Annotated in this window: 12 protein-coding genes; 10 read left to right on the plus strand and 2 right to left on the minus strand. The window is 68.8% G+C overall.

The window, feature by feature from the left end:
• Window positions 1-134: 134 nt before the first annotated feature.
• From AC3WQR_RS26310 to AC3WQR_RS26320, 3 genes are all read left to right on the plus strand, one after another.
• Window positions 135-1,088 carry a LysR substrate-binding domain-containing protein gene (locus AC3WQR_RS26310; protein WP_492744702.1) on the plus strand — a complete coding sequence of 318 codons (954 nt, stop codon included), beginning with the start codon at window positions 135-137 and terminating at the stop codon, window positions 1,086-1,088.
• Between the two features lie 88 nt (window positions 1,089-1,176).
• Window positions 1,177-1,986: a helix-turn-helix domain-containing protein gene (locus AC3WQR_RS26315; protein ID WP_492744704.1), complete on the plus strand. Its 810-nt coding sequence runs from the start codon at window positions 1,177-1,179 to the stop codon at window positions 1,984-1,986.
• Between the two features lie 121 nt (window positions 1,987-2,107).
• Window positions 2,108-4,666, plus strand: a complete 2,559-nt coding sequence (locus AC3WQR_RS26320; RefSeq protein ID WP_492744707.1) for a penicillin acylase family protein — start codon at window positions 2,108-2,110, stop codon at window positions 4,664-4,666.
• Window position 4,667: 1 nt separating this feature from the next.
• Here the strand turns inward: AC3WQR_RS26320 and AC3WQR_RS26325 are convergent, their stop codons facing one another.
• A complete protein-coding gene (locus tag AC3WQR_RS26325; RefSeq protein ID WP_492744709.1) occupies window positions 4,668-5,936 on the minus strand; it encodes an MFS transporter in 1,269 nt (422 codons plus the stop codon).
• 175 nt (window positions 5,937-6,111) lie between these two features.
• Between AC3WQR_RS26325 and AC3WQR_RS26330 the strand changes: the two genes are divergently transcribed.
• On the plus strand, window positions 6,112-7,059 hold the full coding sequence (locus tag AC3WQR_RS26330) for a GlxA family transcriptional regulator (protein ID WP_492744711.1): 948 nt from the start codon (window positions 6,112-6,114) through the stop codon (window positions 7,057-7,059).
• 104 nt (window positions 7,060-7,163) lie between these two features.
• Window positions 7,164-7,991, plus strand: a complete 828-nt coding sequence (locus AC3WQR_RS26335; protein WP_492744713.1) for an SDR family NAD(P)-dependent oxidoreductase — start codon at window positions 7,164-7,166, stop codon at window positions 7,989-7,991.
• An 89-nt stretch (window positions 7,992-8,080) separates the two neighbouring features.
• On the opposite strand, the gene AC3WQR_RS26340 is transcribed toward AC3WQR_RS26335, so the two are convergent.
• Window positions 8,081-8,806 carry a hypothetical protein gene (locus AC3WQR_RS26340; protein ID WP_492744715.1) on the minus strand — a complete coding sequence of 242 codons (726 nt, stop codon included), beginning with the start codon at window positions 8,804-8,806 and terminating at the stop codon, window positions 8,081-8,083.
• A 211-nt stretch (window positions 8,807-9,017) separates the two neighbouring features.
• Between AC3WQR_RS26340 and AC3WQR_RS26345 the strand changes: the two genes are divergently transcribed.
• The 5 genes from AC3WQR_RS26345 to AC3WQR_RS26365 all read left to right on the plus strand — a co-directional run bounded on the left by AC3WQR_RS26345 (window position 9,018) and on the right by AC3WQR_RS26365 (window position 14,765).
• Window positions 9,018-10,133: a BMP family ABC transporter substrate-binding protein gene (locus AC3WQR_RS26345; RefSeq protein ID WP_492744717.1), complete on the plus strand. Its 1,116-nt coding sequence runs from the start codon at window positions 9,018-9,020 to the stop codon at window positions 10,131-10,133.
• Between the two features lie 102 nt (window positions 10,134-10,235).
• A complete protein-coding gene (gene guaD, locus AC3WQR_RS26350) occupies window positions 10,236-11,522 on the plus strand; it encodes a guanine deaminase (RefSeq protein WP_492744719.1) in 1,287 nt (428 codons plus the stop codon).
• Between the two features lie 85 nt (window positions 11,523-11,607).
• The gene (gene dcd / locus AC3WQR_RS26355) at window positions 11,608-12,174 is read left to right on the plus strand and encodes a dCTP deaminase (RefSeq protein WP_062477547.1); all 567 of its coding nucleotides are present in this window, start codon (window positions 11,608-11,610) and stop codon (window positions 12,172-12,174) included.
• Between the two features lie 112 nt (window positions 12,175-12,286).
• Window positions 12,287-13,165 (plus strand): KPN_02809 family neutral zinc metallopeptidase, encoded by an 879-nt coding sequence (gene ypfJ / locus AC3WQR_RS26360; protein WP_492744721.1) that lies wholly within the window; start codon window positions 12,287-12,289, stop codon window positions 13,163-13,165.
• Window positions 13,166-13,295: 130 nt separating this feature from the next.
• Window positions 13,296-14,765 (plus strand): DEAD/DEAH box helicase, encoded by a 1,470-nt coding sequence (locus AC3WQR_RS26365; protein ID WP_062477554.1) that lies wholly within the window; start codon window positions 13,296-13,298, stop codon window positions 14,763-14,765.
• Window positions 14,766-14,779: the final 14 nt, after the last annotated feature.

Consider the following 14,779-nt stretch of genomic DNA (forward strand, 5'->3'; position numbering starts at 1 on the left):
GCGGGGGGGAGGAGGGCGATTGGGTCATGTTGCAGCGCAGTGTCCGCCGCTGCAAAGGTTTTGAAAATCACAAAATAATGAGCGGATCGTCCTGAAATTCAGGATGATCGAAAAGCCTCATGCAAGGACCCGCGATGACCCAGGTGATGTTCGATCTCGACGTGCTGCGCACCTTTTCCACCGGCATGGCCCTTGGCAGCTACGCGCGCGCGGCCGACAAGCTGGGCCGCTCGACCTCGGCTGTGAGCGCACAGCTCAAGAAGCTGGAGGCGCAGGCCGGCACCGTGCTGTTCCGCAAGGAGGGCCGCGGCCTGGCGCTCACCGATGCGGGCGAGACGCTGCTGGCCTACGCGCACCGCATGCTCGAGCTCAACGACGAGGCCAGCGCCGCCCTGCGTGGCGCCGACCTGCAGGGCTGGGTGCGGCTGGGCTTGCAGGAAGACTTCGGCGAGACGCTGCTGCCGGCCGTGCTCGGCCGCTTCGCGCGCGCCCATCCCAAGGTGCGCATCGAGGCCTGCGTGGCGCGCAGCGGCGAGCTGCGCGAGCGGCTCGAGCTGGGCCAGCTCGACCTGGCACTGGCCTGGGACGCGGGCGACCAGCCGCTGTCGCCGCATGCCGAGCGCGTGGCGCGGATGCCGCTGCTGTGGATCGGCCCCACGGCGCCCGAGCGCGTCGATGCGCCCTGGTGGACCGAGCGCGAGCACCGCGCGGGCGTTCGCGCCGTGAAGAGCAAGGAGCCGCTGCCGCTCATCATGCTCGACGCCCCGTGCCCGCTGCGCGAGATCGTCATCACCGCGCTCGACCGCGCCGGCCTGCCGTGGCGCCGCGCCTTCGGCAGCGCCAGCCTGGCGGCGCTGTGGGCCGCGACCTCGGCCGGTCTGGGCCTGACCGTGCGCACGCCGTTCGGCTTGCCTTCGCATGTGCGCGCGCTCGATCGCGCGGTGCTCTCGCTGCCGGCGCTGCCGCAGATCTCGCTCGTGCTGTACCGCGCGCAGGCCCGCGCCGAGGCGCCGGCGAGCCGGCTGGCCACGCTGCTGCTGGAGGCCGTGCGCCAGCATCTGCAGCTCGAGACCGTGCAACCCCGCTGAGCGCAGGCCCTTGCGCGGGCCGCCGCCGCGATGCGTGAGAATCCGCCGCTGGAGACAAGTACAAGAGACAAGACCCAAGCGAGACGGCATGACCACCACGCGGCACAACTCCCTGCACCTGTGGGACGACAGGTTCCTCTACATCACGCCGGCGATCCAGTCGGGGCTCACGGCGCGTTCGTCGGCCACGCTGCTGGCGTCGGTCAGCGGCCATCCCTTCACGCTGGAGGCGGTCGACGGCACGCGCGTGCGCTGCACCGCAGCGCTGGTGGGGCCGCACGTGTCGCGCCGGCTCGATGTCGACGGCTGCGGGCTGCTGTCGCTCAACCTCGACCCGGCCTCCAGCGCCTACCGCATGCTCTCGCGGCACCTGGGCGGCCACGGCATCCAGCCGCTCGACGCGCGCCGCTTCGGCCGCGCGCGCGACGACTTCGAACCGGCGCAGCACGGCGCGCTGTCCGACCGGCGCTTGCAGCTGCTCAGCTCCAGGCTGGTCACCGCGATCACCGAGTGCCCCGAGATCGAAGCCGCCATCGACCCGCGCATCGAGCGCGTGCTGCAGGCCATCCGCACGCATGCGGGGCAGATCCCGCTGCGCGAGCTGTCGGCACTGGCCTTTCTTTCGCCCGACCGGCTCACGCACCTGTTCGCGCAGCAGGTGGGCGTGTCGATCAAGCGCTATGCGCTGTGGACCAAGGTGCGCCGCACGGTGCAGCAGTTCACCGGGCGCCGCCCGCTGACCGACGTGGCGCTGGCCAGCGGCTTCACCGACGCGGCGCACATGAGCCGCACCTTCCAGCGCTACTTCGGCCTGTCGCCGTCCTTCCTGTCGAACCAGGTGCGCGTGACGGCCGACGAGCAGGCCTCGCACGCGTGGGGGCGCGGGCTTGCGCACTGAGGCGCCTTCGAAGGTCTCCGGGCGCGGCGCAGGACAGCGGCTGCGTTCAAGCCCCGGCACGCCGGCGTGCCTAAGCTGTGCGGTGCTCCGTCAAGAGAGCGCCCATCCAACTGGAGACAGCATGAGACCTCGGACCTTCCTGCGCGGCGCAACGCCGCGATCACTCTGGCTTGCGCTCGTGGCCGCAGTCGCACTGACCGCCTGCGGTGGCGGCGGAGGCGGTGGCAGCAGCAGCTTTCCCTTCTTCCCCGGCACGGGCGGCAATCCGCCCGCAGAGAACAACGCCTACAAGGCCGAGATCCGCCGCACCACGATGGGCGTGCCGCACATCAAGGCCGCCGACTGGCCCGACCTGGGCTACGGCTACGGCTACGCGCAGGCCGAGGACAACCTGTGCACCATGGCCGACTCGTTCCTCACCTACCGCGGCGAGCGCTCGCAGTACTTCGGTGCCGACGCGAAGCTCGTGGCCGGCAGCACCATCGGCCTGCCGAAGAACATCGACGCCGACTTCTTCCACCGCCACGTCATCTCGTCCGACGTGCTGCAGCAGATGATCGGCGCGCAGGCCGACTACATGCAGCGGCTGGTGGAGGGCTTCGCCGCCGGCTACAACCGCTACCTGCGCGACGCGAAGGCCGGCGGCAGCGCGCACGCGGCCTGCCGCACTGAAGCCTGGGTGAAGCCGATCACCGCCGAGGACATCTACCGCCGCATGTACGCGACCAACCTGGCGGGCGGCTACAGCAACTTCTTGGCGCACATCGCGAACGCGACCCCGCCCGTGCCCGCGGCGCCGACGAAGGTCGCGGCACGCAGCACCAGCAGCAAGAAGAAGGAGGCGCGGCTGCAGCTCGCCGCGCGCGATCTCGCCGTGCCCTTGCAGGTCGGCGGCGAAGAGGGCGTGGGCAGCAACATGATCGGCTTCGGCACCGCCGCCACCGGCGACGCGAGTCCGCTGCTGTTCGGCAACCCGCACTGGTACTGGCGCGGGCCCGACCGCTTCTACCAGGCGCAGCTCACCATTCCGGGCAAGCTCAATGTGAGCGGCACTTCGTTCCTGGGCATTCCGGTGACGCTGATCGGCTTCAACGACAACATCGCGTGGAGCCACACGGTCTCGACCGCCAAGCGCTTCGGCTTCTACGAACTGCAGCTGGCCTCGGGCGACGCCACCAGCTACATGCGCGACGGCAGCGCGGTGAAGATGCAGGCGCGCGAGATCACCGTGCAGGTGAAGCAGGCCGATGGCAGCGTGGTGCCGGTGACGCGCACGCTCTACAAGTCCGAGTACGGGCCGATCGTCAACCTGCAGTACCTCAGCGACAAGCTGCCGCCGTGGACCACCACCATGGCCTACGCGATGCGCGACATCAACGACCAGAACTTCCGCACCTTCCGCAACTGGCTGCGCTGGAGCCAGGCGAAGTCGCTCGACGAGTTCATCGCCATCCAGCGCGAAGAGGCGGCCATTCCGTGGGTCAACACCGTGGCCGTGGGTCGGGGCAGCGCCAAGGCCTGGTATGCCGACATCGGCGCGGTGCCCAACGTGCCGGCCTCCCAGATGGCGGCCTGTTCGAGCAAGAGCCCGGTCGGCGCGGCGTTGCAGGCCGTGCCGGCGCTGGCCCGCGTGCCGGTGCTCGACGGCTCGCGCAGCGCCTGCGACTGGCAGACCGACCCCGACTCGGCGCAAAAGGGCGCGCTGGGCGCCGCCCGCATGCCCAGCCTGCTGCGTGACGATTACGTGGCCAACATGAACGACAGCTACTGGCTGGCGAACCCGAAGGCGCCACTCACCGGCTTCCCGGAGATCATGGGTCCGGCCGGCACCGACCCCGTGAGCTTCCGCACGCGCCTGGGCCACCTGCTCGCGCAAGGCCGCATCGACGGCACCGACAGCCACGGCGCGCGGGGTGCCACGCCCGACACCGTGAAGCGCATGGTGCTCGACAGCCGTGCGCTGACGGCCGAACTCTTCAAGATGCAGGCGCTGCCGCTGGTGTGCGCGAAGTCGACCATCAACGTCGTCACCGATCCGCTGACCAGCGAGGCCATCGGCCGCGACATCGATGTCTCTGCAGCCTGCAGCGCGCTGCAGGACTGGAACGGCACCGGCGTTGCGGGTGCGCGCGGTGCGCATGTGTGGGACGAGTTCTGGAGCCGCGCCTCGCGCATTCCGGCGGCCGACCTGTACAGCGTGCCCTTCAACCCGGCCGACCCGGTCCGCACCCCGCGTGACCTGAAGCCCGCCGCCGCCCCCGCGCTGCAGCAGGCCTTCGGCGCCGCCGTGGCGCGCGTGCAGGCCAGCGGCTTCGCCGAGAACGCGGCGCGCGGCGACTACCTGTTCGCCACCCGCAGCGGCCAGAAGATCCCGCTGTACGGCGGCTGCGGCGGCCCGGGCTACTTCACCATCGCCTGTTCCGAGAACCGGCTCGACAAGGGTGGCTACACCATGGACGCCAACCCGAACGGCAACAGCTACATGCACATCGTGCGTTTCCCTGAAGGCGGCGTGGAGGCCCACACCTTCCTGACGTTCTCGCTGTCGGACGACCCGGCCTCGGCGCACAACGCCGACTACACCCGGGCCTACAGCGCGGGTCAGTGGCTGAAGGTGCCGTTCTCCGAAGCGGAGATCAAGGGCGACGCGGCCTACCGCAGCGCCGTCGTCAGCGAGTAAATCAGCGAGTAGCGGGCGCCGTGGTGGACGAGGCCGCGCGCTGCGCGAGCCAGTTCCACCCGGCGCCTGCGGCCATGAGCACGCAGGTGCCGAGGAACACGGCACGCATGCCGATGTGCCCGCCCACGAAGCCGCCCAGCAGCGGGCCCGCCACCTGGCCCGCGTACTGCGCCGACGTCGAGTAGCCCAGCATGTTGCCGGCCACGCGCTCGGGCACGTTGTGGCGGATCACGCTCGCGATGCAGGGCAGCAGCCCGCCGAGCGACAGCCCCATCAGGAAGCGCAGCACCACCAGCTGCCAGCCTGCCGTGACGAAGGCCTGCGGAATCAGCAGCAGCGCCGACACCGCGAGACAGCCGACGATCACGTTCCAGTGCCCCACGCGATCGGCCAGTTTGCCCAGCCGCGAGGCCGAGAGGATGCTGCCGAGTGCGGCGGCCGACATCACGAGGCCGGCCATCATCGTCACGCGCTGCGGGTCGTCCAGCAGCGTGGCGACGTAGACCGTGATGATCGGCTCGATCGACATGTTCGCGAGCATCAGCAGCATGCCGGTGAAGAGCATCGCGACCAGCGGGCGCTTGTCGGGCACGGCGGCCCAGCCGGTGTTGTCGGAGGCGCCGCGTTGCTTCGATGCGGAAGGCGCCTTCTTCTCTTCACGGATGAGAAAGGCCGTGGCGAGAAAGGCAATGAAGATCATCGCGCCCGCCGCGAAGAAGGTGTTGCGGATGCCGACCAGCGGCGGCAGCACCCCGCCCACCAGCGGCCCCACGAGGTTGCCCGCCATGATGGCCGACGACATCGTGCCCAGCGCCCAGCCGGTGCGGTCCTTGGGCGTCTGCGTGGCGACCAGCACCATCGAGCCCGAGGCGTACCCGCCGAGCAGCCCCGCCAGCAGCCGCAGGCCCACGAGCTGCCACACGTTGGCCGCCAGGCCGATCAGCGCCATCGCCACGGCCATGCCGAGGCTCGCGCGGATCAGCATCGGCTTGCGCCCGTAGCGGTCGGCCAGCCGGCCCCACAGCGGCGCGACCAGCGCCGCGCTCAGGAAGGTGGCGCCATAAGCTGCGCCGGACCACTGCACGATGGCCGCGTGATCCTTCACGCCAAGCTGCTCGACGTACAGCGGCAGGAAGGGCAGCAGCAGCGTCATCGCGATGATGGTCGTGAAGGAGCCGAACATGCAGACGGCGAGGTTGCGCTGCCAGTGTGCGTGGGCGCCCGGTTCGGCTGCAGGGGCGCCTGTTGTCGTTGTCGTCGGGTTGGTCATGGTGGGGAACGCCCATTGTGGGACGACCCGCGCGGGCTGGCGCTTGCCGATTGGTGGGGACACCCATCGCCGCGCGGGGAGGGCGCGGGCCGTATCCCTCCCGCTGGCGCGGTGGGACGGGTTGGTCTAGCCTTGCGTCTGCTATCTCGAACAACCCTCTTTTCAGGACATGGCCATGAAACGCATCGGCATGCTCGTCTTCCCCGGCTTCCAGATCCTCGACCTCGCTGCCATTGCCGCCTTCGAGCTCGCGAACCTCCATGCCGGCAAGCAGGTCTACCAGGTCGAGCTGCTGTCGGAGGAGGGCGGCCCCGTGGCCAGCTCGTCGGGCGTGGTCACCGACAGCAAGCGCTTCGGCACGGGGAAATTCGACACGCTGGTGATGAGCGGCGCGCTCTTCATCGCGCCCACGTCCGAGAAGATGTGCCGCTTCCTGCGCGCGGGGCTGCGCAACGCGCGCCGCGTGACCAGCATCTGCACCGGCGCCTTCGGGCTGGCGGACGCGGGCCTGCTCGACGGACGCCGGGCGACCACGCACTGGTCCTTTGCGGGCGAACTGCAGAAGCGCCATCCCGCCGTCAAGGTGCAGCCCGACCGCATCTTCATCAACGACGGGCCGGTGTGGACCTCGGCCGGCATGACGGCGGGCATCGACCTCGTGCTGGCCCTGGTGGAAGAAGACCTCGGCGTGGAGGCGGCACGGTTCGCGGCGAGGAAGCTGGTCGTGTACCACCGCCGCGCGGGCGGGCAGTCGCAGCATTCCGCGCTGCTCGAGCTGGCGCCCAAGTCGGACCGCATCCAGAAGGCGCTGGTGCATGCGCGCGCCAACCTGCGCGAGACGCTGTCGGTGGAAGAACTGGCCGAGGTCGCGCACCTCAGCCCGCGCCAGTTCAGCCGCGCCTTCAAGGCCGAGACCGGGCAGTCGCCGGCGCACGCGGTCGAGAACCTGCGCGTGGAGGCGGCGCGCGCGCTGATCGACGAGGGCAGCCTCGCGCTCGGCGTGGTCGCGCGCGAAACGGGCTTCGGCGACCCCGAGCGCATGCGCCGCGCCTTCCTGCGCACGCTGGGGCATCCGCCGCAGAGCGTGCGCCGCGTGGCCCGTCGGGAGGCCGCGACGGCTTGAGCAGCGTATGTCCTGAAAGGTGGCTTATATGACATTTACGCCATCGCCTTACAGGAAGAGACTTCTCTCCACGGCCACACACCCGTGGCGACGAAGGAAACTCCATGACTGCAACCCAAGCAAATCCGAACAAGGGCACGGCCCTCATCACCGGCGCGTCGTCGGGCATCGGCGCCGTGTACGCGGACCGTCTCGCGCGGCGCGGCTTCGACCTGATCCTGGTGGCGCGCAACCGCGAGCGCCTCGTCGCGCTGGCCGCGAAGCTCTCGGACGAGACCGGGCGCAAGGTCGAGGTCCTTCCGGCCGACCTGTCCGACCGGAAGGACATCGCCTCCGTGGAGGCCGTGCTGCGCACCCGCGGCGACATCACCCTGCTGGTGAACAACGCCGGCTTCGGCGCCGCCGCGCCGCTGCTCGGCTCGGACATCGACAAGATGGGGGACATGATCGAGCTCAACGTGAGCGCGCTCACGCGGCTCACCTATGCGGCCGTGCCCGGTTTCGTCGAACGTGGTGCCGGCACGCTGGTGAACATCGCCTCCATCGTGGCGATCTCGCCCGAGACGCTCAACGGCGTGTACGGCGGCACCAAGGCCTTCGTGCTGGCGCTGAGCCAGTCGCTGCAGCACGAACTGAAGGACAAGGGCGTGCGCGTGCAGGCGGTGCTGCCCGGCGCGACAGCCACCGAGTTCTGGGGCGTCGCGGGCGTGCTGATGGCGCACCTGCCCAAGGAGATCGTGATGACGGCGCAGGACATGGTCGATGCCGCCCTCGCAGGGCTCGACCAGGGCGAGCAGGTCACGATTCCGTCGCTGCCTGATCTGGCCGAGTGGGATGCGTTCGATGCGGCGCGGCGTGCGATGTCGGGCAGGTTGTCCAGCACGGCGCCGGCGGCGCGCTATGGCGTTGGTGCCACCGCGCTACCGGCATGACGCCTGCGTTCGGCGGGTGAGGCCGTCGGTCGTGCACGAAGAAGATGTGCCCCGGGAACTCCGCCAGCCTGGCTTCATTTCAGGAACGGTCAGAGCGGCCGCACCTGCCATGCGGAGTCCGGTCCGAAAAGTGCCCGGCACTGGGGGCATTCCTCGGAGAAGTACGGAATCTCCGCATTGCACGAGGGGCACACGCCGAGGCGGGTCGCGGGGTCGAAGGTGTCCGGCGCCGGCATGTCGTCGGTGGGGAAGCCCGCGGAAGGAAACGAGAGCGGCGCGGCCGACGCAGGCGGCACGATCGGCGTCAGCAATCTTGCTTTCAGCGCGTCGCGTGTCTGCGCGTCCAGTCCTTCGCTGTCGGCATAGGCGTCCACGACCTTGCGTCGCTTCTCGAGCCATTCCGGCTGGTGCTGGCGCCAGACGGCGAAGGCCTCGGCCAGCGCCATGCGCAGCACGGTCGGCGGCATGCCGCGGTAGAACAGGTGCAGTTCGCCGAGATGCGTGACGAAGGAAATGAAGCACTGCAGGGTCGGTTGCGTCGTGGCGGAGATGTGTTCCCGCCCCGCCAGGCCTTGCGTGGTCTCGCCCGTTGTCACGACTTCGCGGTTCTCGATCGTGAGCTCGGCCAGCTCGAAGTAGGGCAAGGGGATCGGATCGCGGTTCTTGGCCTTCACCATCACGCATTTCGTGCCGAAGGCCAGGGTGACGGTCTCGTTGGTGAAGAGGTCGTAGCCCGCCGCGTTGGCGACGATGCATGGATCGAGCACGGGCGTTCGTGGCAGCGGCGTGAAGTCGAAATGCATGCTGAGGGTCATGGCTGGCAGGGTGTGATGTGGAGGCACGGATCGTAGTGAGTGTGCGGCGTTCCTGGCCGCCGCATCCGATGCGTCTGTGCGGCAGGATGCGCTCGCGTTCTGCGGCGGCCATGGCTGACGGGAGGCTGCGGCATTAAAATCCGAACCCCGCAGCAGGGCGTCCCGGCCTGCTGCGGGGTTTTGCTTTTCCGGGGCCATGTAGAGGACCACCATGTACAAAAACCTCGCGGGCCGCGCCGTTCTGGCGCTGGCAGCCGCTTGCTTTTTATCTCCCGCCCTGTCCCAGACCGCGCCGCCGAAGCCGCCTCCCGCCAAGGATGCGCTGAAGGTCGGCTTTGTCTACGTCACGCCGGTCACCGATGCTGGCTGGGTGCGCCAGCATGAAGAAGGCCGCAAGGCCGTCGAAGCCGCGCTGGGCCCCCGCGTGAACACCGTCTTCGTCGAGAACGTGCCCGAGGGCGCCGACGCCGAGCGCGTGATCCGCGACCTCGCGCAGCAGGGCAGCCAGCTGATCTTCACGCCCAGCTTCGGCTACATGGAGCCGACGCTGAAGGTCGCGAAGGACTTTCCCGGCGTGAAGTTCGAATCGATCACCGGCTACAAGACCGCGCCCAACGTCGCCACCGCCAACGCCCGCTACTACGAAGGCCGCTACCTCGCGGGCATCGCGGCCGGGCGCATGACGAAGACGAACGTGGCCGGCTACGTCGCGGGCTTTCCGATTCCCGAGGTGCTGCAGGGCATCAACGCCTTCACGCTCGGCATGCGCTCGGTGAACCCGAAGGCCAAGGTGATCGTGGTGTGGCTCAACGAGTGGTTCGATCCGCCGAAGGAGCGCGACGCGGCGATGGCGCTGTTCAACCAGAACGCCGACGTGCTCGCCTTCCACACCGGCTCCACCGCCGTGATGGCCGCCGCCCAGGAGCGCGGCAAGATGGCCGTGGCCTACCACTCCGACATGCGCAAGATCGCGCCCGACGCGCAGATCGTCGCGGTCACGCACCAGTGGGGCGGCTACTACACGCAACGCGCGAAGGCCGTGCTCGACGGCACCTGGAAGAGCGGCAACCTCTGGGGCGGCGTGAAGGAAGGAATGATCCGCGTCGGCGACTTCGGCACGAAGGTGCCCAAGGCCGTGCAGGACGAGGTGCTGGCGCGGCAGAAGGACATCGCGGCGGGCAAGCTGCAGCCGTTCCGCGCGGTGGCGGCCGATGTGCGCGACAACGAAGGCCGCGTCGCGATCGCCAAGGGCGCGCAGCTGAGCGACGAGCAGATCCTGCAGATGAACTGGCTGGCCGAGGGCGTGCAGGGGCGGGTGACACGCTGAGCGCGGCCTTTTGCCCCGCCTGAAGAGAGCGTTGCGCGTATAGCACTCATACGCGCAGGGCAATTCCCGCCGTCCGGGGCTGGATTACCCTCCGCATCCACGATGAAAAAAGCCTACCGCGCCTCCCTCCTGCGATTCGACGCCGCCGGCCTGCCTGTCTTCGACGAGGACGGCCTGCTGGTCGTCGCCCCCGACAGCACCGGCCGCCAGCGCGTGCTCGACGCCGGCAGCCATGCCGACGTGGCGCCGCGCCATGCCGGCGCCCACACCACCCACCTGCCCGGCCGCATCCTGGCGCCGGGCTTCGTGGACATGCACGTGCATTACCCGCAGACCGACATCATCGGCGCGCCCGCCGCCGGCCTGCTGCCCTGGCTAGAGAACTACACCTTCCCGGCCGAAAGCAAGTTCGCCGACCCCGCCCACTCGCGCGTGGTGGCCGACGTGTTCTTCGACGAGCTGCTGCGCAATGGCGTGACCACCTCGCTGACCTTCGCGACCTCGCACGTCGCCTCGGTCGACGCCTTCTTCGAGAGCGCGCAGCGCCGCCAGCTGCGCATGATCACCGGCAAGGTGCTGCAGGACCGCAACTCGCCCGACGGCGTGCGCGACGACACCGAGCAGAGCCTGGTCGACACCGAGGCGCTGATCCGCAAGTGGCACAACGTCGACCGCCTGGGCTACGCCATCACGCCGCGCTTTGCGCCCACCAGCACCGACGCGCAGATGCGCGGCGCCGGCGAGCTGGCCGCGAAGTACGGCGACACCTGGATCCAGTCGCACGTGGCCGAGAACCGCGACGAGGTGAAGTGGGCGCGCGAGCTGTACCCCAAGTCGCGCTCGTACCTCGACGTGTACGCCGACTTCGGCCTGCTGCGCGAGCGCGCCGTGTACGCCCACTGCATCTACCTGGACGACACCGACCGTGCGCTCATGCACGAGACGAAGACGGCCGCCGCCGTGAGCCCCACGAGCAACCTGTTCCTGGGCAGCGGCTTCTTCGACTTCGGCGCGGCCGACCGCCTCGAGCAACCTTACGGCCTGGCCAGCGACGTGGGCGGCGGCACGAGCTTCAGCCCCTTCCACACCATGCTGGCCGCGTACTACGTGGGCCGCGAGGGCCAGACCAAGACCGGCCTGAGCATCGCGCCCTCGCGGCTGTGGTGGCACCACACCGGCGGCGCGGCGCGTTCGCTGGGGCTGGACGGCGTGGTCGGCAACCTGCAGCCGGGCTGCGAGGCCGACTTCCTGGTGCTGAACCCGTCCGCCACGCCGCTGCTGGCGCGCAAGACCTCGCTGGCCAACAACCTCGAAGAGCTGCTGTTCGCGATGATCGTGCTGGGCGACGACCGGCTGGTCGAGCGCACGGTGATTTCGCAGGCGGGCTGAGCGGCGCCGGCGGGGGGAGGGCGCGCAGGGCGCCCATGCCACAATTCGGCCCCGATTTCCCCCGCAGCAGCATCAGCGAGCGCATATGAGCATCAAGAGCGACAAATGGATCCGGCGCATGGCCGAGAACGAAGGAATGATCGATCCCTTCGAACCGGGCCAGGTGCGCGAGAACGACGGCCACAAGATCATCAGCTACGGCACCTCGAGCTACGGCTACGACATCCGGTGCGCGCCCGAGTTCAAGGTCTTCACCAACATCCACAGCACGGTGGTGGACCCGAAGAACTTCGACGAGAAGAGCTTCGTCGACATGCACGGCGACTACTGCATCATTCCGCCCAACAGCTTCGCGCTGGCGCGCACCGTGGAGTACTTCCGCATCCCGCGCAACGTGCTGACCATCTGCCTGGGCAAGAGCACCTACGCGCGCTGCGGCATCATCGTCAACGTGACCCCGTTCGAGCCCGAGTGGGAAGGCTACGTGACGCTGGAGTTCAGCAACACCACGCCGCTGCCCGCCAAGATCTACGCGGGCGAAGGCTGCGCGCAGGTGCTGTTCTTCGAGAGCGACGAGGTCTGCGAGACCAGCTACAAGGACCGTGGCGGCAAGTACCAGGGCCAGCGCGGCGTCACGCTGCCCAAGACCTGACAGCCTGATACAGGCATCCTGACCGCCGGTTACGTTCCGGGCGGCCGGGCCAAGTACCATCCTGCGACGTTCCGGCAAATACACCGTTCAGCAAGCCGGCAAGGAGACTGCGATGAGATGGGAAGGCAACGAACAATCCGACAACGTCGAAGACCGCCGCGGCGGCGGTGGTGGGGGCGGCCTGTTTGGCGGTCGCAGCATCGGCATCGGCACCATCGCGGTCGCGCTCATCGCAGGCTGGGTCTTCGGCATCAATCCGCTCACCGTGCTGGGCCTGCTCAGCGGTGGCGGCGATCCGGTCCAGGTGCAGCAACAGCAGCAAGGCCCGGCGCCCAAGCCGCCCACCGGCGATCGCGAGGCGGCCTTCGTCTCCACCGTGCTGAAGAACACCGAGGTGGTCTGGACCGATCTGTTCCGCAAGAACGGCGGCAACTACCAGGCACCCCGGCTCGTGCTGTTCCGCGGCGCCACGCCCACGGCCTGCGGCACCGGTCAATCGGCCATGGGGCCGTTCTACTGCCCGGGCGACAAGAAGGTCTACATCGACCTGGCGTTCTACGACACCCTCAAGAACCAGCTCGGCGCGCCCGGCGAGTTCGCGCAGGCGTACGTCATCGCGCACGAGGTCGGCCACCACGTGCAGGACGAACTCGGCATCACCGCCAAGGTCGACGGCATGCGCGGGCGCCTGAGCCAGTCGCAGAACAACGCCATCAGCGTGCGCGTCGAGCTGCAGGCCGACTGCTTCGCGGGCGTGTGGGCGCACCACTCGCAGGAGTCGAAGAAGTGGCTCGACCCGGGCGACATCGAGGCCGCCATGAACGCCGCGCAGAAGATCGGCGACGACGCCCTGCAGCGTTCCGCGGGCCGCGCCGTGGTGCCCGACAGCTTCACCCACGGCTCCAGTGCACAGCGCCAACGCTGGTTCGGCACGGGCTACCAGACGGGTGAAATGAAGTCCTGCGACACCTTCAACGCGCGCAATCTGTAAAGATTGTCTCCCGAGAGCCCCGGATTCATTGGGGTCTTTGCTATTGAATAAATAGCAATTCGGCCTGCGCGGATGTTGTCGTTTCGTTGTCACTGCCGTTTTTTGCGGCAGTGCGACAATAGAAGGCTCAATGACAATGTCCTTCTCCAATCTATCGCTGGCAGAACCGCTGGCCCGCGCCGTGGCCGAAATGGGCTACGAGACCATGACGCCCATCCAGGCACAGGCCATTCCGGTCGTGCTTTCAGGCCAGGACGTGATGGGCGCCGCGCAGACCGGCACCGGCAAGACGGCGGCGTTCTCGCTGCCCTTGCTGCAGCGCATGCTCAAGCACGAAAACGCCTCCACCTCGCCCGCGCGGCATCCGGTGCGTGCGCTGGTGCTGCTGCCCACGCGTGAACTGGCCGACCAGGTCGCGCAACAGGTCAAGCTGTACGCCAAGTACACCAACCTGCGCAGCACGGTCGTGTTCGGCGGCATCGACATGAAGCCCCAGACGCTGGAGCTGAAGAAGGGCGTCGAAGTGCTCGTGGCCACGCCGGGTCGGCTGCTCGATCACATCGAAGCCAAGAACGCGGTGCTCAACCAGGTCGAATACGTCGTGCTCGACGAGGCCGACCGCATGCTCGACATCGGCTTCCTGCCCGACCTGCAGCGCATCCTGAGCTACCTGCCCAAGCAGCGCACCACGCTGCTGTTCTCGGCCACCTTCTCGCCCGAGATCAAGCGACTGGCCAGCAGCTACCTGCAGAACCCGGTCACCATCGAAGTGGCGCGGCCGAACGAAACGGCCTCCACCGTCGAACAGCACTTCTACAGCGTCTCTGACGACGACAAGCGCCGTGCGCTGAAGCAGATCGTCAAGCAGCGCGGCATTACGCAGGCCTTCGTGTTCGTCAACAGCAAGCTCGGCTGCGCGCGCCTCGCACGCTCGCTGGAGCGCGACGGTCTGCGTACCACCGCACTGCACGGCGACAAGAGCCAGGACGAACGCCTGAAGGCACTCGCTTCGTTCAAGGCCGGCGAAGTCGACCTGCTGGTGTGCACCGACGTCGCGGCCCGCGGCCTCGACATCAAGGACGTGCCCGCCGTCTTCAACTTCGACATCCCGTTCAACGCCGAAGACTACGTGCACCGCATCGGCCGCACGGGCCGTGCCGGCGCCTCGGGCCTGGCCGTGAGCTTCGCCAGCGGCGGCAACGATGCGCGCCTCGTGGCCGACATCGAGAAGCTGATCAAGAAGAAGATCGAGCTCGAACCCGTCGAGTTCGAAGAAGACCGCCCGCGCGGCCGCATCAACGACGGACGCCGCCACTGGCGTGAAGAAGGCGAAGCCGGCGACGCACGCGACGTGCTCGACCAGCCGCGCGAACGCCGCGAAGCCGACACCCGCCGCAGCATGAGCGGTGGTGGCCGCCCGCACCGTGCGCCGTCCGCGCCGCGCGATCCGTTCTTCGACAAGCCCTACGAGTCCGGCGAGCGCGAAGCCGCACCGGCCTGGGAAGCGTCGGCCAAGGCCGCGCCCGCACGCGGCATCTCGAGCAACATCAAGAGCAAGCGCAAGGTCGCGGCACTGTTCAAGGCGGCCGAGCCGGGTTGAGCCGGGGCTGCGCG

The organism is Variovorax sp. FW305-3-2-15-B-LB1, assembly GCF_058787635.1.

What these genes read in the sequence shown, in the direction of transcription:
- AC3WQR_RS26340 (WP_492744715.1), bottom strand. Translation starts at nt 8,806, where the DNA reads ATGACCCTCAGCATGCATTTCGACTTCACGCCGCTGCCACGAACGCCC.
- guaD (WP_492744719.1), top strand. Translation starts at nt 10,236, where the DNA reads ATGAAAAAAGCCTACCGCGCCTCCCTCCTGCGATTCGACGCCGCCGGC.
- AC3WQR_RS26330 (WP_492744711.1), top strand. Translation starts at nt 6,112, where the DNA reads ATGAAACGCATCGGCATGCTCGTCTTCCCCGGCTTCCAGATCCTCGAC.
- AC3WQR_RS26310 (WP_492744702.1), top strand. Translation starts at nt 135, where the DNA reads ATGACCCAGGTGATGTTCGATCTCGACGTGCTGCGCACCTTTTCCACC.
- dcd (WP_062477547.1), top strand. Translation starts at nt 11,608, where the DNA reads ATGAGCATCAAGAGCGACAAATGGATCCGGCGCATGGCCGAGAACGAA.
- AC3WQR_RS26335 (WP_492744713.1), top strand. Translation starts at nt 7,164, where the DNA reads ATGACTGCAACCCAAGCAAATCCGAACAAGGGCACGGCCCTCATCACC.
- AC3WQR_RS26345 (WP_492744717.1), top strand. Translation starts at nt 9,018, where the DNA reads ATGTACAAAAACCTCGCGGGCCGCGCCGTTCTGGCGCTGGCAGCCGCT.
- AC3WQR_RS26325 (WP_492744709.1), bottom strand. Translation starts at nt 5,936, where the DNA reads ATGACCAACCCGACGACAACGACAACAGGCGCCCCTGCAGCCGAACCG.
- ypfJ (WP_492744721.1), top strand. Translation starts at nt 12,287, where the DNA reads ATGAGATGGGAAGGCAACGAACAATCCGACAACGTCGAAGACCGCCGC.
- AC3WQR_RS26320 (WP_492744707.1), top strand. Translation starts at nt 2,108, where the DNA reads ATGAGACCTCGGACCTTCCTGCGCGGCGCAACGCCGCGATCACTCTGG.
- AC3WQR_RS26365 (WP_062477554.1), top strand. Translation starts at nt 13,296, where the DNA reads ATGACAATGTCCTTCTCCAATCTATCGCTGGCAGAACCGCTGGCCCGC.
- AC3WQR_RS26315 (WP_492744704.1), top strand. Translation starts at nt 1,177, where the DNA reads ATGACCACCACGCGGCACAACTCCCTGCACCTGTGGGACGACAGGTTC.